Below are 19,747 nucleotides of genomic sequence, written 5' to 3' on the forward strand. Positions count from 1 at the left end.
CTAATTAAAACGTCTTATCTTGAGGCTAATTATACGTAAACTAATTAGCGTGCCCAGTGCCATGCGGCAAATAAGCCACCAATAAAGCCAAACAGATGATATTCAAAGGAAATAAATTTGGATGTGGGAAGCACACCAACCAGCATTCCTCCGTATAGTGCTGCAACTACTAATGAAATAAGCAAATACCGCACTTTGTTACTTCTAAAACCTGCTAGCACGAGGAAGCCGAAGTAGCCATACACCATGCCGCTCGCGCCAATATGCGTAGCGCTTCTACCGAATAGCCACACGCCCAAACCACCTATAAGCAGTGCACTTAGCGTAGCGATGAGAAACGTGCGTTTTCCCCACTGCATAGTAAGCCACATGAAAAGCAAAAGAGGCACCAAGTTAGCCATTAAATGGGTGGGTGTACCGTGAAGGAACGGGGCTGTGAATATATATGGCAAGGTTGACAGTGTGCGAGGCACTACACCAAACTGATTAAGTGCATTGCCGGTAAGTAAGTTTGCTACTTCTATTACGATTAACAATGCACCTAGCGTCAGCAGAACGCGAATTTGGAAAGAAAGCGGCTTCATCGAAAGGCCCTAAAGTAGATTACAAAATAATATGAGGAAGGTAGCGAGAGAGATCTTGGGTAATAGCAGATGCATCTTCCCTTACTGAAATACCTGCGGGCATGTCATCCACCAACCAGCTACCAATAAGTGTATGATTACCTTCAAAGACGGGTAAAGGTTCAAACGCTTGAACAATATAGCCTTCTTCGCCGTAAGGACCATCGCTAAGCTTATTCTCAATTCCACCTTCAATGATAGAAACATTCGCGCCTTCCCTAGAAAACAGAGGCTTTTTAATCCACTTTCCTGATAGTGTGTTTGTGTTTACTTCATCTGAAAAATAAGCGGGAAGCAGGTTAGGGTGGCCTTCAAATTTCTTCCAAAGCTGGGGAAGCAAGGCTTTATTGGAAATTATCGATTTCCATGGGGGCTCTATCCAATTAACCTGGGCATCTTCTAACACATCGCCAAACTCTTCGCGCAGCATAAACTCCCAAGGGTAAAGCTTGAAGCAGTCTGTAATTGGCGCGTCTTGAAGATCGGTAAAAACGCCCGTGTCCGCTAATCCAATGTCTTCAATAAAAACGAAGTCAGCTAAAAGCCCGGCCTCTGTAGCGCAGTCTTGTAGGTACTGCACTGTTCCGCGATCTTCTACGGTATCTTTACAACACGCCATGTGCAGTTGATTAATGTTGTAGTGCAATGCTATTTCGCGAAAGCGATGAACTAGTTTTTCTTGCAAGCTATTGAACTGATCAGCGTGCAGGGCAAGTTTGCCGGCATCCACATTTTGTGAAAGCCACAGCCACTGCCAAAACCCAGATTCATACAAGCTGGTGGGCGTATCTGCATTATTTTCTAGCAGCTTAGCTGGCCCTTTGCCACTGTAGACAAGGTCAAGGCGAGAGTACAAACTGGGGGCTCTTTCCTGCCAGCTGTTTCTTACTAAGTCCCAATGTTGCTCTGGAATTCGAAAACGAGTAAGTAATTCCTCACTATTAACCACATCTTCGGTCACTGCTAAGCACATTTGATGTAGTTCGGCTGTGGGGTCTTCAATGTCGTTTTCAATTTGCGCTAGCGTGAATTGGTAGTAGGCACTTTCATCCCAATACGGCTCGCCATACATGGTGTGGAAATGAAAACCAAACTCGTTAGCCAACTGCTGCCAGCCCTTACGAGGCTGGCAAGGCATTCTAAACATAGTTATCCGCCCCAGCCGCCTTTACGGCTGCTGCTACCCCAGGACGATTTTGCACGAACGCTGCTACCAAACCCGCCTCGTTTCATTGTGCGGTTCACGGTAGGCTTAGGCTTATAAACGTCTTTGTTTACGCGATATTTTCTTTTGCGAATGTCACCGTCGAACACATAGCCGTCTGCCGTTATCCAGCGTGAACGAAACGGTGAATTATATGAATAGGAAGTATATAAGGGCTGTGAGTAATAGCGATTTGGCGATAGCAGAGAGCTCACCATGTAGCCTGCCATGAACGGCATGAAAAAGCTGCCGCTACTATTATTCACATATTGGCACTGGTTAGGGCCAAATTCATGTTCGCAGTCGTACTCAGAGCTAAAGCGCGGACTGGTGCGCATGGCCTCGTCGACCGCTGTCTGGTAGGCAGCTTCACAACGCTCTACTGCATCAGGAAAATCCTGTTTACAGTCTTCTAGCGAGGTGTAAATGGTGGCGTCTTCTTTTTCCCCGCCACAACCACTTAAAATAACGCTGGCCACCCCCAATGCTAAAGGCTTCACGCTAAAGCCTTTGCGCATGCGACTAAGGTCAATATGTTTGGTGCGTTTTAATGTGGGCTTCTCACCTTGCACGCTATCAACAACATCAAGCTGAGTGTTTCGTTTATCAGTCATCGCTGCCCCCTTAATAGGTCATGCAAGCGGCATTGAGTAAGCCTACGGCAATAGACATGCTGGCAAGCATAACACCCGCAGAAACTTCGTTATTGTTTATGCGCTCAGCGATTTTCGGCATAAAGCTGAAACGCAAAATGGCAAACGCTAGGGATTGTGCAATCACAGCAACAAGCGCCCAAATAGCAAAATCTACTACAGCAACCGAGTTTGAAGCTGCGCTGCCAAGGGCAATAGCAAAACCGATTATAGCGCCACCGAAGCCGATGGCAGCGGCAACGTTTTTCTCTTCTTTTACCAGCTTCCATTCATCGTGAGGTGTAACCAATGCGTACACCAATTTGAAGATAAACAAAAAGACAATCGACAAGCCGAAGTAAAGCGCAAAGTTATCCAGGCCAGCCAAAGATTGCATGATCGTATCCATAGTTATTCCCTTTTATTAACCGTTTATAGTGATATCTGCAGGTTCTACATCAAACCCCGTTGAAATCACCAAACATCTATCTAAATTATTACCTACTTGTTTCTCTTCACCCACAACAAGCAGTGTTTCGACTCTATCGTTACTGATGGGGCGTTCGTACAGCATCATAAACTGATCGGTGGTACTCACATCACCGTCTTCTTCATAGGTAGTTTCAGTGACGGCAACAGGCGGTGACTCATCGCCCACTGCCCCCCACACGCGGGTATAGACCTTGCCGTCAAGCTCATAGGTGGGCTGGCTGATAACGTTTTTCAAGCATTCGTTCCACTGAGCAGTATTACCGATGGTCTTTGTTTCGTAAAAATGCCACAGCTTAACATCGGTAATGTGATTCTCAGACAAGCCGCCGTCGGTGACCACCTGTAAAAATCCATCGTCGTCGGTGTAAAAGCGAAGCAGAGTGCCACCTGTATCTAAGGGTGCTTCACCTACCGCTTGAATTAATTGAGAACGGGCTGCACCTTCAATAGTGAGTTCCGGTTCTAATAGCGAAAGTTTCAAGTTATCTAACTCGAAAGACCCACCTAAATAAAGCCCCATTATTTCTGGCGACTTAGGTTTTTTAGGTTCTGACTTTTTAAATAATTTACTAAACATGTTTACGCCTCTTAATCAGCGTCTAGAGAAGACCAGTTAATTGCGTTAATGCGGCGCTCAGCAATGTAAAACAAAGTGTCGCCCGGGTTTAACGTAACGTCCAACGGTGGGTTTACCACCATTTCTTTCACAAGACCATTTGGCGCATATCCAATAAAGATGGCATCGTGTTTACGTTTCAAATTAATAAATAACTTAGCAACAGAAATGGCGTGGCTACTTTCTGGGATTTTTACTGAAAATTGCGCCTGGCCTTCTTCAATACTCAGTAAGTCGTGATGAAGCATACTAGAACCAGGATCAAAAGCGGCTTTAACCAGCATTTCTATTGCCACGCTCGGTGTACACTCCACTTTAGGGCAGTGATCCTGAAGTAAGCTGACTAGGCTATCATCATCAAAATAAGCCACCTGATGTGCATCAGGATTACGCTTAGTGCAATACAGCGCGGTAGTCATCGTCACATCGTCTTGTGGGTTATCGATAAGAATAGTTCGGGCGGTGGACACGCAAGCGCGATCCATATCTTCGTCTTTGTTAAACGAATCTACCTTCACGAACTCAATTACGCCAGGCATGGGGTTAGTGATATCAGCCTTCACACACAGCACAATATCGGGGCGCTCTGGCATGGCATCGCGTTCTTGAAGTATTAAATCAAGCAGCAGCATAGTACGCTGCTCATTCCACCCAATTACTAAGATATGTTCATCTAGCATCAAGCTATTCATACCCAACAATCCTTTCTTCCACGTTAATGAAACCCAAGCTGCAATCCGGCCAATTACCATGGCGAAGATACTCAAACCAAGCGGTATGACGTAAAGCGCTACAACCAGTTTTCCCGCTGGCGTGACGGGAGATAAATCACCATAGCCCACTGTAGAGGCGGTGACCGCCAGCCAGTAAATAAAGTCGGCGTTGGTAATTAAATCGTGCTCGTCTGCAGCGTAAAGTAGCCAATAGCTTGTTACTGCGTAAAAGGCGGTGGCACCGACAATAGTGTACCAGCGTGATTCTGCAAAATATTGCAGCATGATTTTTCGCAGTTTTATCCATGGAGACATAAAAGAAACAGCCCTTGTTATGCGTGCCCTTACTCTGCCTTGAAGTGCTTGGTTTGTCTAGGTTAGCTCTTTGTTATCTAACAATTTTCGCAGAGATTTATGTAACAAGAATTAAAAATGGGAGCGCTTGGCTCCCATTCATTTACTTTACTTTACTTGCCTAGAATTCGCGCTAGCTCATCGTCTGCAGAAGTTTTCCCCCCTTTGATGCCTGCTTCCGCTAAGCGTTTTTCTAGATCGCTGCTCGATTCATTATTCGCTAGCTCTTCAGCTGCTTGTAGCTCAGCATTGCGCATCTTTTGCTTTTCCTGAATGCGAGACAGCGATTCAGTCGCGGTTTTCATTTTACTATTCGCGCCCATGTGGCGTGAAGAAACCGCTACTTGCGCCTTCTGAACGCTTTCAGTGGCTTTTACCATATCCACTTGCTGCTCTAAGCGACGTAAATTCGCTTTCGCCTGTTGGATATTTTGTGCCAGCTGCTTTTCTGACTGCTGGAACTGATCAAGATATGTTTGTTCTTGGTCTCGTTCTTCTTTAAGTTCAGACACCTTTTGAGCACAATCTAGCGCGAGTTGGCGGTCGCTATCGATGGCCTTGCGCGCGTGAGCTTCGTATTCCGCAATTGACGAATTGAAGCTATCCACTTTTTGCTGAGAAAGTTTGCACTTTGCCAAAATTTGGGTACGTGCATGGTCTGACTTGCGCAGTTCTTCTTTGGCTTCTCTAATTTCTTGTTCCAGAATTCGAATAGCCTGACTGTCTACGACAGATTGAGCAGCTTCGGTTGCACCACCTTTTACTGCAGTTACTAATTTTTTCCACACTGACATTCGCTTCTCCTTAGAAGTAAATTTTAGTTAAGGTGTGTTTCGTAGGCATCTAAGAAAGATGCAACATTCTGAAACAGGGTTTCCACTTCAATAACAATACTTTCAGCTTTTGACTGGGCACTTAACGCACCAAAGGCAGTGTAGTACTCTTCACCACCAATGTTTGAAATGCCTACCGTGGTTAAAGGGAACACCATATGAGTTGACAATATTTCATGATCTAGCGCTGGCTTATCTTTTACTTCCGACGCTGCAAACAAAAGACTCTCTACTAAAATCTGCTCTCCGCTGATAGCAAGCCAGGCATCTATGCCGTCTTGATTAGCAATAAGTAAGCAGTTTTCCTCACGTGTTACCACAAAGTCATCATGCTCTTTAAATAAGGCTTCGATGCTTTCCAGTTCCCAGCTCATACCTTTCTCCTTTAGTTATTAAAGCGATAATGTTGAAAACGAATGTCGTATATGTGGTGTCTTATAATGCATTGCTACGCTTAAATCCGTGTTGAAACACAAAACTTGAAACCAAGCATTACCAAAAGAACAACCGAAGTTACTGTAACGACTATTTTCATTTTCGCCAATATCTTGACTTGCAGTGTAGACCTGTTGTGCCATAATCGTCAACATTAAATACATGTCATAAGTGTAAAAAAGTGTGTTTTTGTAAAATATATATCACATTCGTGTGGTTTTTGGAGGCTGTGTGAACACTGGAAATACGCAAGGTGCTAAAAATGCGTGGCGGCAAACGGTAGCAAGAGTCGTGAAATCTGAGATGTCTGTGCGCGGCGTAAAATATCAAGCGTTAAGCCAAAGGCTGGAAGAGATTGGCGTGGAGCAAAGCGCAGATAACCTTAGAAATAAGGTAAACAAAGGTATTATGGGCGCCGATTTACTTCTGCAAATTTTGTACGTGTTGAAGGCGCGTCCATTAGATGCGGCGCTTTTAGAAGAAATCTTAACTGATCTTCAGCAATAAACAGCGTAAAATACCGCCGTTTATAAGATATCGATATTCAACTAACCTGTCGCGCAGAGGAATCGGAGCTTCGCAATAACGTTGCGATGAGTGAAGGCAGGCAGGGAAAACAAGCAGATAAAAAAATACCCAGCAAGTGCTGGGTACGAATGATAAGGAATGTTTATGGGAGAACATCATCACTATCTGTATGTATCTTAACCGTTTAAGGTGTTGAGTGCTATTTAATAACTTGAATTGTGCGTATATTGTTCAATATAAAGTTATTTCACAATATACGTTATTTTTTAATTTATTGATAAGTAATGTTTTTTGTTTTTATTTTAACTCTGTCTTAAGCTGTAAATCTATTTTTATTAGCCTTAATTTGCAACTTAAATGGTACTTAATATTCTACTTTTGTCTAACTTTTATGCCGTAATTTAGTCGTATTTATGAAACTATCAGATTTTAGCTTTGAGCTACCCGAAAAACTTATCGCCAAATACCCAACTCAGCAACGTACAGCGAGTCGCTTGTTACATTTAGAGGGGAAGACTGGCAATGTAGCGCACACGATGTTCGCTGACATGCTGAAATTTGTAGAGCCAGGCGACCTCTTGGTGTTCAACAATACGCGGGTTATTCCTGCCCGATTACTTGGTAAAAAAGAAACTGGCGGACAAGTAGAAGTGCTTATTGAGCGTATTACGTCGGATAATACTGCGCTAGCACATGTTCGCGCGAGTAAGGCACCTAAACCTGGAACTAGGCTTATTCTTGAAGAAAAAGTGAATGTTACAGTGACAGGGCGAGACGATACGCTATTTATTTTACAGTTTGACCACGATGAGACCGTATTAACGCTGCTAGAAGCCCATGGCCACATGCCGCTACCTCCTTATATTGACCGTCCCGATGAAAATTCAGATAAAGAGCGCTATCAAACCGTTTACAATCAAAAGCCGGGCGCGGTTGCAGCGCCTACTGCAGGGCTTCACTTTGACGATGCAATACTGGCTGCGTTAAAAGAAAAAGGCGTGAATTTGGCCTTTGTAACTTTGCACGTCGGCGCGGGTACATTCCAGCCTGTGCGCGTTGATAATATTCAAGAGCACAAGATGCACGCAGAGTTCGCCGAAGTACCGCAAGACGTCGTTGACGCTGTTCTAGCCACAAAAGCCAACGGTAAACGCGTTATTGCAGTGGGTACAACCTCTGTACGCTCTTTGGAATCAGCGGCAAAAGCAAGCGCAGAGCGCGGTGACGAGGAAGTTATTGCGCCATTTAACGAAGATACTGAGATTTTTATCTACCCTGGTTTTGAGTTTAAAGTGGTAGACGCAATGTTCACCAATTTTCACCTTCCAGAGTCCACGCTAATGATGTTAATTAGCGCATTTGCAGGTAAAGACAACGTGATGAATGCCTATCAAGAAGCGATTGAGAAAGAATATCGATTCTTTAGCTACGGTGATTCTATGTTTATTGAGCGCGCCTAAGCACATTCGTCCACGATACAGGGCATGTAAATCGGTATTTTGCAGGCCTTTCCAGCTTAGTTACAGATAAACATAGATACGGGGCATGATCTCAGCCGAATTACTGGTATAATCGCCGCCAATTTATTTTTATACCCAGCGCAAAAGCGCACCAAAGTGGGAATGCTTTCACATGCAATTTGAGTTGTTAAAAACCGAAGGCCGAGCACGACGCGGTCGTTTGGTGTTTGAACGCGGTGTTGTTGAAACGCCAGCGTTCATGCCCGTAGGTACATACGGTACTGTTAAGGGAATGACCCCTGAAGAATTAAAAGACAGCGGTGCACACATCTGTCTTGGAAATACGTTTCACCTGATGCTTCGTCCTGGTACAGGCATTATTCGCCAGCACGGCGACCTGCATGATTTCATGAATTGGGACAAGCCAATCCTTACGGATTCTGGCGGCTTCCAAGTGTTTAGCTTGGGTGATTTGCGTAAAATTACCGAAGAAGGTGTAACATTCCGCTCTCCGATAAACGGCGAAAAGATCTTACTTACGCCTGAAAAATCGATGGAAGTTCAGCGCGATTTGGGCTCTGACATCGTGATGATTTTTGATGAGTGCACGCCGTACCCCGCTACTGAACAAGAAGCGCGCGTTTCAATGGAAATGTCGCTACGTTGGGCCAAACGTAGTAAAGAAGCCCATGGCGATAACCCAGCAGCACTGTTTGGTATCATTCAAGGCGGTATGTACGAAGGTCTGCGCGACGTTTCACTTGCTGGCCTTGAAGCGATTGGCTTCGACGGTTACGCCATTGGTGGTCTTTCAGTCGGTGAGCCGAAAGAAGATATGATCCGCATTATTGATCATACCGCGCCTAAAATACCGGAAGATAAACCTCGCTACTTAATGGGCGTGGGTAAACCTGAAGATTTGGTTGAGTCTGTGCGCCGCGGTATCGATATGTTTGACTGTGTAATGCCCACGCGCAACGCGCGAAATGGTCACTTGTTTGTGACTGAAGGCGTAGTGAAGATTCGCAATGCGAAACACAGAAACGACACCTCGCCATTAGATGAGAATTGTGATTGCTACACTTGTAAAAACTATTCTCGCTCTTATCTACATCATTTGGACAAGTGTAACGAAATCTTGGGTGCGCGCTTAAATACCATCCATAACCTTCGCTACTATCAGCGTGTGATGCAGGGTCTTCGCGATGCGATTGACGCAGGTACGCTTGATGAGTTTGTACAAGAATTTTATGAACAAAAAGGGTTGCCGGTTCCGGCACTATAACAACGATAATATTTGGGGAATTTTATGAGCCTATTTATCTCTAACGCTTACGCACAGTCTGCTGGTGCGCCGCAAGGTGGCGGCATGGAAATGATCATCATGCTAGCTGTATTCGGTTTAATCTTTTACTTCTTGCTTTACCGCCCACAGGCTAAGCGCGTAAAAGAGCATAAAAACCTAGTATCTTCACTAGGCAAAGGCGATGAAGTGTTAACACAAGGTGGTTTGGTTGGAAAAATCACTAAAGTGTCAGAAGAAAAAGACTTCATTGAAGTTGCACTTAACGATTCAAACAACATCGTTGTTCAGAAGTCTTCAGTAACTGCTGTGCTGCCTAAAGGCACAATGAAGTCACTGTAAGTAACAATCGCCGGGGCCGGGACGCTTCCCGGTACTGGCACGAAAGGATTATCCAGTGCTAAACAAAAACTCTATTTGGAAAGTACTGAGTGCACTCATTGTGGTTACAATGTGTGCACTTTATGCGCTTCCTAACATTTACGGTGAAGATCACGCCGTACAAATCTCAGCAGGCCGTGACGCTGTGGTAACTGACGCCACTGTGGAACAAGTAAAAGCCGCGCTAAGTGAAAAGAATATCTCTCCAAAACGTGTTGAGTTTGAGAACGAACAAATATTAGTTCGCGTTTCGGATTCTGACACCCAGCTTGTTACGCGTGAAACGCTTGAAAAGGCGCTTGGTGATGACTACTACGTGGCTATGAACCTTGCCCCTGACACGCCAGAATGGCTTGAAGGCCTAGGTGGCGCGCCAATGAAGCTAGGTCTTGACCTTCGCGGTGGTGTGCACTTCCTAATGGAAGTGGACATGACCGAGGTTATTACCAAGTCTCTTGAAGATGCAGAGGGTGGTTTTCGTACTTCATTACGCGAAGAAGGCATTCGCTATCGCGGTGTAAAGCAGGTTGACGATCATATCGACATTAGCTTCCGCGATGAAGATACACTAGACAAGGCAGAGTTCTTTTTGCGTAACCAAAGCCGCGACCTTACCTTTAACCAAGTGGACGACTTAACGCTTCGCGCTGTTTTTGCTGAAAGCAAGCTTCAAGAAATTCGCGACAACGCGGTTAAGCAAAACATTACCATTATTCGTAATCGTGTTAACCAACTTGGCGTAGCTGAGCCGCTTGTACAAAAGCAAGGTGCTGATCGCATCGTTGTGCAGCTTCCAGGTATTCAAGACACCGCCCGTGCGAAAGAGATTCTTAATGCCACAGCAACACTAGAATTTCGCATGCTAGACCAGAAGAACGACATCCGTGATGCATTGAACGGCCGCGTTCCTCCTGGCTCTCAAGTGATTGAAGATCAGCAAGGCATTCCTCAGCTGCTTGAAAAGCGCATTATGCTTACCGGTAGCCATATTATTGATGCGAATAGCGGTGTTGATGAATATGGGCTTCCGAACGTAAACATATCGCTGGATTCTGAAGGCGGTAATAAGATGTCTCGCTCAACCCGTGGGAACATTGGTAAACCAATGGCTACGGTGTTTATCGAATACAAGTCGACCGGCGAACGTAACAAAGACGGCAAGCTAGTATTTGAAAAACACGAGCAAGTGATCTCGGTTGCGACTATTCGTGCGCAGCTGGGTAGCAAGTTCCAAATCACAGGTCTTGATTCACCGAAAGAAGCCCGTGACTTAGCGTTGCTACTTCGCGCAGGTGCACTGATTGCGCCAATTCAAATTGTTGAAGAGCGTACGGTTGGACCAAGCTTGGGTAAAGAAAACATTGAGCTGGGCATGCAGGCTATTATGTATGGTCTGGCAGCGGTACTTGTTTTCATGTTGATTTATTACAAAGCCTTTGGTGTGGTAGCGAATATCGCTCTGATTACAAACCTGGTTATGATTGTAGGCATTATGTCGATGATCCCTGGTGCAACACTTACGCTACCGGGTATGGCAGGTATTGTACTGACCGTTGGTATGGCAGTAGATGCAAACGTGCTTATCTTTGAGCGTATACGAGAAGAGATACGTGACGGCCGCAGCCCACAGCATGCCATTCATCAGGGTTACGACAGTGCTTTTTCTACCATTCTTGATGCTAATATTACCACCTTCATTGCAGGCTTAATCCTGTTTGCCGTGGGCACAGGCCCAATTAAAGGCTTCTCGATTACACTGATGATTGGTATAGCAACCTCGATGTTTACCGCAATCCTAGTTACGCGCGTTATTGTTAACGCAGTATGGGGCGGTCGACGCGTAGAGAAATTGGCGATTTAAGGAAGTAACATGCAATTATTAAAACTATCCGATACCGTCAATTTTATGCGCCTTCGCATTCCTGCGATGGTGTTATCAACGGTACTCATTTTAGGTTCGTTCGTGTCGCTAGGCGTTAATAGCCTTAACTGGGGGCTAGACTTCACTGGCGGTACGCTAATTGAAGTTGGTTATGAAGATGCGGCCAATTTAGAAGCTATTCGGGTTCAGCTTAACGAGTCTAACTTCGAAGATGCTATCGTGCAAAACTTTGGCAGCAGCCAAGATGTTCTTATCCGCATTGCTCCTCGTGATGGCGTTAAAGCCGTGACTATTGGTGAGCAGGTGCTGGCTGCGCTGCGCGCTGACGGTACTGAGGTTGATATGCGTCGTATCGAGTTCGTAGGTCCTAACGTAGGTGAAGAGCTTACTGAGCAGGGCGGCCTTGCGATGCTAGTCGCACTCTTGTGTATTCTGGTTTATGTCGCAATGCGATTTGAATGGCGATTCGCTCTAGGGTCAGTGTCGGCGCTCGCTCACGACGTTATACTTACGCTGGGTTTGTTTTCAGTACTTCAAATCGAATTTGACCTTACGGTACTTGCAGCGGTACTAGCGGTAATTGGTTATTCACTTAACGATACCATCGTTGTGTGTGACCGTATTCGTGAGAACTTCCGCAAAATTCGTAAAGGTGAGCCTGTTGAAATTATCAACATCTCGCTAACGCAAACCCTAAACCGTACTATTATCACCTCATTAACCACGGTGTTGGTATTGGTTGCATTATTCTACAAGGGTGGTGCGCTTATTCACGGATTTGCAACAGCATTGCTGTTTGGTGTAGTGGTAGGTACTTACTCATCGGTGTATATCGCAAGTTCAGTGGCACTTGCATTGGGTATTAGTAAAGAAGACCTAATGCCGCCACAAGTGGAAAAGGAAGGCGCAGATTTAGATCCTATGCCTTAGTTTTACACGCCTGAAACGTACAAAAAGCCGCATCTATGATGCGGTTTTTTTATGCCAAATGGTCACAAAAAAAGGCGCCGTTCATAGCGCCTCTATTCAATAATTTTGCGAGGGTTTAGCCTCTTTGCCTAACTATGTAAGGTGTTTAACTTACTTAAGATGCTTCTTACTTAAGATGCTTAACTAGGCCTTGAACAACCTTCACGCTACCAGCAACAATTTCGCCTTTGTGAAGTGGATCGTTACCGCCTTTAAAGTCAGTTACCAAGCCGCCAGCTTCACGAACAATAAGCTCACCTGCTGCGATATCCCAAGATTTAATGCCGCGCTCCCAGTAACCGTCGTGGCGGCCAGCTGCAACGTAAGCAAGGTCTAGCGCTGCGCTACCTGCGCGGCGAATGTCGCCCACTTCGTGGAAGATTTTGTTAAGGCTTAGTGCATACTCGCCAAATTGAGACTTGTTCTTAAACGGTAAGCCAGTAGCAATAATGGTTTCAGAAAGGTCACGAGGCTTAGAAGCACGAATACGATAACCGTTAAGCTGTGCGCCTTGACCACGGCTCGCGGTAAATAGTTCGCTGCGAATTGGGTCAAAAACAACCGCTTGATCTAAGCGACCTTTGTGAAGAAGTGCAATTGAAACGGCAAAGTGAGGAATGCCTTTTACAAAGTTAGTGGTGCCATCTAGTGGATCGATGATCCACTGATAATCAGTTTCTGTGCCCAAAACTTCACCCGATTCTTCACCTAGGAAGCAATGGTTCGGGTAAGACTGCTGAATTTTGGCAATAATTGCTTGTTCTGCTTCTTTATCAACTTGAGTAACGAAGTCGTTTAAGCCTTTTGACTCTGTTGCTACTTCATTATGTTTTTCAAAACCACGAACAATAACTGTTCCAGCCGCACGCGCAGCGCGCACCGCAATATTCAGCATAGGATGCATAGATAAACCACCAATTGTAAAAGACCAATGAAACAAACCAGCTGTATAAAAAATAGCTAGTTGTTTTCGAAAACGGGCGGAGTCTACCAGAATCTATGCGCGATGCAAATGAAATCCCAGCACAATAGCGTGAATAGCCATCTATACTGCCGCTGTGTTAAACTTCACGCTATTAAGGTCTGTAAGATAGTACGCCAAAAGCGCGTATTATCGAATTAAAGACGCTATCCAAATAAGTACGTAGGTATTACACGCATGTTCGAGAATATTCGCATTATTTTAGTTAACACGTCTCACACGGGAAACATCGGCTCGACAGCAAGAGCTATGAAAACCATGGGGCTGAGCAGCTTATATCTTGTCGACCCAGTAAATGAGCCAGACGGCCAAGCCAGTGCATTGGCGGCAGGGGCTGGCGATGTACTTGCTAATGCGAAAATTGTAAGCACGCTGGAAGAGGCAGTTAAAGACTGTGGCTTGGTAGTAGGGACGTCTGCACGCTCTCGCACTCATTCATGGCCGATGTTAGGCCCGCGCGACTGTGGAGAGAAGCTGGTCCAAGAAGTAGAAAAGTACCCGGTAGCCTTGGTATTTGGGCGTGAGAACAGTGGTTTAACTAATGAAGAGCTGCAGCAGTGTCACTTCCATATGTGTATTCCAGCCAACCCCGAATACAGCTCACTTAATTTAGCAGCAGCAGTGCAAACCCTTTGTTATGAAATTCGCATGGCCTATCTAAATCGCGAAACCTATCCAAGTGTTGAGGAAGAATATCCACTGAATGACGATTTAGAGCGTTTTTATACGCATTTGGAAACCACGCTGGAAGGCACCTCGTTCATTCGCAAAAGTCACCCGGGTGTGGTTATGACTAAGCTGCGCCGCTTGTTTAACCGAGCGCGTCCTGAGTCTCAAGAGCTTAATATATTGCGCGGTATATTGGCGTCTATCGATAAATCGGTGAAGAATGCTAACTCAGGCGACGCAGACCCTGCACCAGCAATAGAAGAAAAAGAGTAAACACTATGTTCGCCCGTATAAAAGATGATATTCAAGGTGTATTTCATCGCGACCCAGCGGCCAGAAACACCTTTGAAGTGCTAACCAACTATCCCGGCCTTCACGCTGTCTGGCTGCATCGCATTAGTCACAAACTATGGAAGGCTGAATGGAAATGGTTGGCACGCAGTTTATCAACCTTTAGCCGCTGGCTTACGGGGATTGAAATTCACCCTGGTGCCACGTTAGGGCGACGGGTATTTATCGACCACGGTATGGGTGTGGTCATTGGTGAAACCGCAGAAATTGGCGATGATGTCACCCTTTACCACGGCGTTACTCTTGGAGGAACTAGCTGGAGAGCAGGTAAGCGCCACCCAACCCTTAAAAAAGGCGCTGTAGTTGGGGCTGGTGCCAAAGTGTTAGGGCCTATTATTATAGGTGAAAACGCTAAAGTAGGGTCTAACTCTGTGGTCGTAAAAGATATTCCTGATGGCGCTACGGCGGTGGGGATCCCCGGTCGTATCATTATCTCGAAGCAAAAAGAGATGAATGCGTCGGTAAACTCTGAGCGAGATAAAATTGCCCAGAAATATGGTTTTGATGCCTATGCTGTCGCGCCAGATAACCCTGATCCTGTGGCAAATGCGATGGGCATAATGCTAGAGCACATGCACCAAATGGACACCAAAGTGGAAGAGATGTGCAAGGTCATTCAGTCGCTAGGTGGAGATGTGTGTACCGATAATTTACACAATATTAGCGCTGAAGATTTCGCAGAAACGGGTTTCGACCTAACGGAAACCCAAGAGCGAGAGAAGGCTCACTCTTCTTTCGACCCCGCTATTTAACTCTAATTCCGCATACTATTTTCGGGTGCTAAGGCCGAGAGCCTTCACCCTTATATAGTAAAGTTCATAAAGGCTTATTTTTACAAAAAGTTAACAAGCACATTGACTCATGCATAACGCCAACATACATTGAGATGAAAGGTTGAACATCACTTTTCAGGGACGTTATGCAAGAAACAGCGCCATTACTCGACGTACTAATTGTTGGAGCCGGAATTTCGGGTATCGGCTGCGCCTACCACATTCAAAAAAAATGTCCTGACCTTTCATATTCTATTATAGAGGCCCGCAGTGATTTGGGTGGTACATGGGATTTATTCAAATACCCGGGAATACGCTCAGATTCTGATTTATTCACCTTCGGCTACGAATTTAAACCTTGGAAAGAGAAAAAGGCCATTGCTGATGGTCGTTCAATAAAGGCTTACGTCGAAGAAACTGCGGCTGAAAACGGTATTAAAGAGCGCATACGTTTTTTAACTCGTGTGGTAGATATAGATTGGCAAAGCGATAAAAACTATTGGCGGGTTACGTTAAAGTCAGAAGAGAGTGGGCAGCATGAGCACATTGCCGCCAGATGGATATTTAACGCATCGGGTTATTATCGATACGATAAAGGTTATGCACCACATTTCAAAGGGCAAACACAATTTAACGGTCAGATTGTACATCCACAGCATTGGCCTGAAGATCTGGACTACGAAAACAAACGCGTAGTGGTAATCGGAAGCGGTGCAACGGCGGTAACGCTGGTTCCCGCACTAGCGAAAAGCGCATCGCACGTGACTATGCTGCAAAGAACGCCATCCTACGTATTACCTGTTCCCGTAGATGATCCAATCGCAAAACATTTACGCGCGTGGTTTAGCGAGGATACAGCGTTTAAAGCTGCGCGTTGGTTTAACATAGCGAAACAGCGTTGGGTGTACGCATTTAGTCAGCGCTTTCCGCATCGTGCGCGCAAAATAATACGCAGTCTTAATGCAAAAATGTTACCCGAAGGGTATCCAGTGGATATACACTTTAACCCACCTTACAATCCTTGGGAGCAGCGACTGTGTGCAGTTCCGGGTGGGGATTTATTCGAGTCAATTTCGAAAGGTAAGGCGTCGGTTGCAACAGATACTATAGATACGTTTACTGAAACGGGCATTAAACTTGATTCGGGCCAGCATATTGAAGCAGATATTATAGTAACAGCCACTGGATTAAACCTTCTGCCTTTAGGAGGGATAGTGCCAAAAATTGATGGTGAAGCTGTTTCGCTTCCAGAATGTGTTACGTATAAAGGTATGTTGCTCAGTGGCGTGCCTAATTTTGCTATCGCGGTGGGTTATACAGCTTCATCGTGGACACTAAAAATTGGCCTTTTATGTGAACATTTCACGCGATTGCTCAATCATATGGAAGAGCACGGCTTTACACAGTGTACACCTGTAGCAGACCCGAATATGGAAACACAACCGTTGCTAAACTTTGGCGCTGGCTACATCCAACGCTCTTTAGAACAGTTGCCACGTCAAGGCATGCAGTTTCCATGGTCTATGTCGTTCAATTATGCACAAGATGTGAAAATTTTTCGGAAAGGCCGTGTAGACGATCCAGCGCTTAAGTTTGAATAGAAATTTCAATAGACGCACACTTACTTTTATTAAATCACGAGAGCTTTAAATGAGTTTAGCCCAGCATCATGAGCAATACGTAACGCTTAAAAGCGGTGATAGGTTTTGCTATGCCGAACATGGTGTCGGAAATACCGATACCATTGTACTTATTGTGGGTTTAGGTCTTCAGTTGGTTTATTGGCCAAGCGCGCTTATTGAGCGTTTAGTTGCTAGTGGATTTCGCGTTATTTGCTTTGACAATCGTGATGCAGGAAGGTCAGTACGCAGCGACACACCGCATCCCAGCCTATTACAGCAGTTAAGAGGAAGGTCGCCGAAAGGTGCATATGGACTTGAACGGATGGCTGAAGATACTGCACAGTTGTTAGAGGCGCTAAATATATCAAGCGCACATATCGCAGGAATGTCTATGGGAGGGATGATTGCACAGACTCTTGCAAGTCTGCATCCTGAAAAAGTGATATCTATGACGTCTATTTTTTCTACCACTGGGAGTCGAAAAGTCGGTCAACCGTCGTATTCAACGTTATGGCGTTTAGCAAGAGCAAAAGCACCAACAAGTGAAAAAGACGCAGTTAAAAACTACCAAGCAATGATGACGCATATTGGCGATGTAGCTGCAAAGGGAGCCGTAAATCAATGGCATCAGTATGCGCGTTTGGCATGGCAGCGCAATGGTGGCAAAAGTGATGCAAAAGCGATGTTCCGGCAAATCGGTGCTATTATGAAATCCGGCGACCGAACGCCAATGCTTCAAAATGTCAAAGCCCCAACATTAGTGATACACGGAGATGTTGATCGCATGGTGCATCCCAGTGGCGGTGTAGCAACAGCCAGAGCTATATCAGGTGCTAAACATCAAGTACTGCGTGGGTTGCGCCATCAAATAGATACCGTCCAATCACATCGGATAGCAGACAGTATTCTTGCTCATATTCACTTAAATGCGAACAAATAGGCTTATAGTCGACGTTATCATTTATCTGCAGAATAAACGATTTCTAAGCATTTAGCGTAGACCACGCAAATTTGGCGTCTATTATCGTCTATTAGTGCTTATTTGGATGGGGCTTAACTGAAACGAAAGCCTTGATATAGAAAAGCGATTACTCGAATCAATAATACCTGACTAATTTACTGGGTCTTATACTTGACCATTTTAGTCAGGTATGTGAAAATTCCCGCACTACAAAACGGCGGGAGAATCCAATGAAACTCACTTCTAAAGGGCGCTATGCGGTTACCGCAATGCTTGATGTCGCTTTGCATTCAAAGCGTGGTCCAGTGCCTCTTGCCGACATTTCAGAACGACAAGAAATTTCTTTATCTTACCTTGAACAGCTTTTTTCTCGATTGCGTAAAGAGCAATTGGTGGACAGTGTTCGCGGGCCTGGCGGCGGCTATTTGTTAGGCCGTGAAGCAAGCAAAATTGCGATAGGCGAAGTCATTCGCGCCGTCGACGAGTCCATTGATGCGACACGTTGCCAAGGACAAGCAGACTGTCAAGGTGGTGATCGCTGTCTCACGCACAGCTTGTGGCAAGACCTAAGTGATCGCATTGCGGCGTTTCTAAATTCAATCACGCTTGGCGAATTAATGGTAAAGCGTGATGTGCAAGAAGTAGCCGACCGCCAAGACGGTAATGCATCACTTCGTCATATCACCAAAGATATCGAAGTTAGTATTCAACTTTAAATTGGTATTGAGTAACGCATGGCTTTATCAACACCCATTTATTTAGATTACGCAGCAACAACACCGGTAGACCCAAGTGTGGCCGAGGCAATGGCAAAATGCCTAACGCTGGATGGCAACTTTGGTAACCCAGCTTCTCGTAGTTATCGCTTCGGCTGGATGGCAGAAGAAGCGGTTGATGTTGCTAGAAATCAAATCAGCGACGCGATTAATTGCGACCCTAGAGAAATTGTTTTTACTTCGGGGGCCACTGAATCGAACAACCTTGCAATAAAAGGCGTTGCCCAAGGTTATGCCAATAAAGGCAAACATATCATTACCGTTAATACCGAACACAAAGCGGTGTTAGATACCTGTGAGTACTTACAAAGCCAAGGCTTTGAGGTTACCTATCTTGAAGTATCACCAAACGGTTTAATTGATTTAAATGATCTCGAAAACGCGTTGCGAGACGACACTATTTTGGTGTCGGTGATGCATGTGAACAATGAACTTGGCGTTATTCAAGACATTCAAGCTATTGGCCAGCTTTGTCGTGATAAAGGCGTTCTTTTTCATGTTGATGGTGCGCAAAGTGTGGGCAAAATTGCCATTGATTTAGCTGAGCTTCCTATAGATATGCTGTCTATTTCGGCGCATAAGATATACGGCCCGAAAGGTATGGGGGCGCTATATGTGCGTCGCCGTCCCAAAATCAATCTGGTGGCACAAATTCATGGCGGTGGCCACGAGCGCGGCATGCGGTCGGGTACATTAGCCACCCACCAAATTGTTGGAATGGGTGAAGCCATCGCGCTAGCCTCTTCAAAAATGGAAGAGGATAGTGCGCGCATATTAGCGCTGCGTGAATCGCTGTGGCAAGGCCTTCAACAGCTCGACGATATCTATTTAAATGGGCACGCCACACAGCGTATCCCGGGTATTTTAAATGTGAGCTTTGCGGGTGTAGACGGTGAAAGCTTGATGATGGGCTTAAATGATATTGCTGTATCATCAGGGTCGGCATGTACATCAGCGAGTCTAGAGCCCTCGTATGTGCTAAAAGCGATTGGCCGTAGTAATGAATTGGCGCATGCAGGTATTAGATTCAGCGTTGGGCGTTTTACGACCCAAGAAGACATCGATTACGTAATACAAAAAGTAGTGGATGTAACCACAAGACTACGCCAAGCGGTTTCAGCATAAACGCCTATACCGTCGTTGGGCGCGGGTTTTTGTAGTAGGCAAAGCGTAGTTAGTGTTAGCGCA

At 45.3% G+C, this 19,747-nt stretch carries 21 protein-coding genes; 12 read left to right on the forward strand and 9 right to left on the reverse strand.

Annotation, left to right across the window (positions count from 1 at the left end; translation table 11 throughout):
* Positions 1-44 precede the first annotated feature (44 nt).
* The 8 genes from F0261_RS04340 to F0261_RS04375 all read right to left on the reverse strand — a co-directional run bounded on the left by F0261_RS04340 (position 45) and on the right by F0261_RS04375 (position 5,841).
* Positions 45-584: a rhomboid family intramembrane serine protease gene (locus tag F0261_RS04340; RefSeq protein ID WP_014950199.1), complete on the reverse strand. Its 540-nt coding sequence runs from the start codon at positions 582-584 to the stop codon at positions 45-47.
* Between the two features lie 19 nt (positions 585-603).
* Positions 604-1,770 carry a glutathionylspermidine synthase family protein gene (locus tag F0261_RS04345; RefSeq protein WP_171337314.1) on the reverse strand — a complete coding sequence of 389 codons (1,167 nt, stop codon included), beginning with the start codon at positions 1,768-1,770 and terminating at the stop codon, positions 604-606.
* A 2-nt stretch (positions 1,771-1,772) separates the two neighbouring features.
* Entirely contained in the window at positions 1,773-2,441 is a 669-nt protein-coding gene (locus tag F0261_RS04350) for a DUF1190 family protein (protein WP_171337315.1), read from the reverse strand.
* A gap of 10 nt (positions 2,442-2,451) precedes the next feature.
* Positions 2,452-2,868: a DUF350 domain-containing protein gene (locus F0261_RS04355; protein ID WP_014950196.1), complete on the reverse strand. Its 417-nt coding sequence runs from the start codon at positions 2,866-2,868 to the stop codon at positions 2,452-2,454.
* Positions 2,869-2,883: 15 nt separating this feature from the next.
* A complete protein-coding gene (locus F0261_RS04360) occupies positions 2,884-3,528 on the reverse strand; it encodes a YjfK family protein (RefSeq protein ID WP_014979843.1) in 645 nt (214 codons plus the stop codon).
* Between the two features lie 11 nt (positions 3,529-3,539).
* Positions 3,540-4,595 carry a potassium channel family protein gene (locus F0261_RS04365; RefSeq protein WP_170826512.1) on the reverse strand — a complete coding sequence of 352 codons (1,056 nt, stop codon included), beginning with the start codon at positions 4,593-4,595 and terminating at the stop codon, positions 3,540-3,542.
* 152 nt (positions 4,596-4,747) lie between these two features.
* A complete protein-coding gene (locus F0261_RS04370; protein ID WP_039218195.1) occupies positions 4,748-5,428 on the reverse strand; it encodes a PspA/IM30 family protein in 681 nt (226 codons plus the stop codon).
* Positions 5,429-5,451: 23 nt separating this feature from the next.
* A complete protein-coding gene (locus tag F0261_RS04375) occupies positions 5,452-5,841 on the reverse strand; it encodes a DUF2170 family protein (RefSeq protein WP_014950192.1) in 390 nt (129 codons plus the stop codon).
* Positions 5,842-6,133: 292 nt separating this feature from the next.
* On the opposite strand from F0261_RS04375, the gene F0261_RS19865 reads away from it, so the two are divergent.
* The 6 genes from F0261_RS19865 (at position 6,134) to secF (ending at position 12,386) form a co-directional block, all read left to right on the forward strand.
* Positions 6,134-6,409, forward strand: a complete 276-nt coding sequence (locus F0261_RS19865; protein ID WP_014950191.1) for a DUF6471 domain-containing protein — start codon at positions 6,134-6,136, stop codon at positions 6,407-6,409.
* 434 nt (positions 6,410-6,843) lie between these two features.
* Positions 6,844-7,890 carry a tRNA preQ1(34) S-adenosylmethionine ribosyltransferase-isomerase QueA gene (gene queA / locus F0261_RS04385; RefSeq protein WP_171337316.1) on the forward strand — a complete coding sequence of 349 codons (1,047 nt, stop codon included), beginning with the start codon at positions 6,844-6,846 and terminating at the stop codon, positions 7,888-7,890.
* A 172-nt stretch (positions 7,891-8,062) separates the two neighbouring features.
* Entirely contained in the window at positions 8,063-9,175 is a 1,113-nt protein-coding gene (gene tgt / locus F0261_RS04390; protein ID WP_014950189.1) for a tRNA guanosine(34) transglycosylase Tgt, read from the forward strand.
* Between the two features lie 24 nt (positions 9,176-9,199).
* Positions 9,200-9,535, forward strand: a complete 336-nt coding sequence (yajC, locus tag F0261_RS04395; RefSeq protein WP_025255932.1) for a preprotein translocase subunit YajC — start codon at positions 9,200-9,202, stop codon at positions 9,533-9,535.
* 55 nt (positions 9,536-9,590) lie between these two features.
* Complete coding sequence (gene secD, locus F0261_RS04400; RefSeq protein ID WP_039218178.1) at positions 9,591-11,435, forward strand: protein translocase subunit SecD; 1,845 nt, start codon at positions 9,591-9,593, stop codon at positions 11,433-11,435.
* 9 nt (positions 11,436-11,444) lie between these two features.
* Positions 11,445-12,386 carry a protein translocase subunit SecF gene (gene secF / locus F0261_RS04405; RefSeq protein WP_171337317.1) on the forward strand — a complete coding sequence of 314 codons (942 nt, stop codon included), beginning with the start codon at positions 11,445-11,447 and terminating at the stop codon, positions 12,384-12,386.
* Positions 12,387-12,552: 166 nt separating this feature from the next.
* Here the strand turns inward: secF and suhB are convergent, their stop codons facing one another.
* Positions 12,553-13,329 (reverse strand): inositol-1-monophosphatase, encoded by a 777-nt coding sequence (gene suhB, locus F0261_RS04410; protein ID WP_014950183.1) that lies wholly within the window; start codon positions 13,327-13,329, stop codon positions 12,553-12,555.
* 255 nt (positions 13,330-13,584) lie between these two features.
* Here suhB and trmJ point away from each other — a divergent pair, with 255 nt between their 5' ends.
* The 6 genes from trmJ to F0261_RS04440 all read left to right on the forward strand — a co-directional run bounded on the left by trmJ (position 13,585) and on the right by F0261_RS04440 (position 19,684).
* On the forward strand, positions 13,585-14,349 hold the full coding sequence (gene trmJ / locus F0261_RS04415; protein ID WP_171337318.1) for a tRNA (cytosine(32)/uridine(32)-2'-O)-methyltransferase TrmJ: 765 nt from the start codon (positions 13,585-13,587) through the stop codon (positions 14,347-14,349).
* Between the two features lie 5 nt (positions 14,350-14,354).
* A complete protein-coding gene (gene cysE, locus F0261_RS04420) occupies positions 14,355-15,179 on the forward strand; it encodes a serine O-acetyltransferase (protein WP_171337319.1) in 825 nt (274 codons plus the stop codon).
* A 167-nt stretch (positions 15,180-15,346) separates the two neighbouring features.
* Complete coding sequence (locus tag F0261_RS04425; RefSeq protein ID WP_171337320.1) at positions 15,347-16,801, forward strand: NAD(P)/FAD-dependent oxidoreductase; 1,455 nt, start codon at positions 15,347-15,349, stop codon at positions 16,799-16,801.
* Positions 16,802-16,850: 49 nt separating this feature from the next.
* Positions 16,851-17,762, forward strand: coding sequence for an alpha/beta fold hydrolase (locus F0261_RS04430; RefSeq protein WP_171337321.1), 912 nt, complete (start codon positions 16,851-16,853; stop codon positions 17,760-17,762).
* A 251-nt stretch (positions 17,763-18,013) separates the two neighbouring features.
* On the forward strand, positions 18,014-18,499 hold the full coding sequence (iscR, locus tag F0261_RS04435) for a Fe-S cluster assembly transcriptional regulator IscR (RefSeq protein ID WP_171337322.1): 486 nt from the start codon (positions 18,014-18,016) through the stop codon (positions 18,497-18,499).
* 18 nt (positions 18,500-18,517) lie between these two features.
* Positions 18,518-19,684, forward strand: a complete 1,167-nt coding sequence (locus F0261_RS04440) for an IscS subfamily cysteine desulfurase (RefSeq protein WP_171337323.1) — start codon at positions 18,518-18,520, stop codon at positions 19,682-19,684.
* The last annotated feature ends 63 nt before the right edge of the window (positions 19,685-19,747 follow it).

The sequence above is a fragment of the Alteromonas sp. 07-89-2 genome (assembly GCF_013113925.1).
In the GTDB taxonomy this organism is placed as follows: domain Bacteria; phylum Pseudomonadota; class Gammaproteobacteria; order Enterobacterales; family Alteromonadaceae; genus Alteromonas; species Alteromonas macleodii.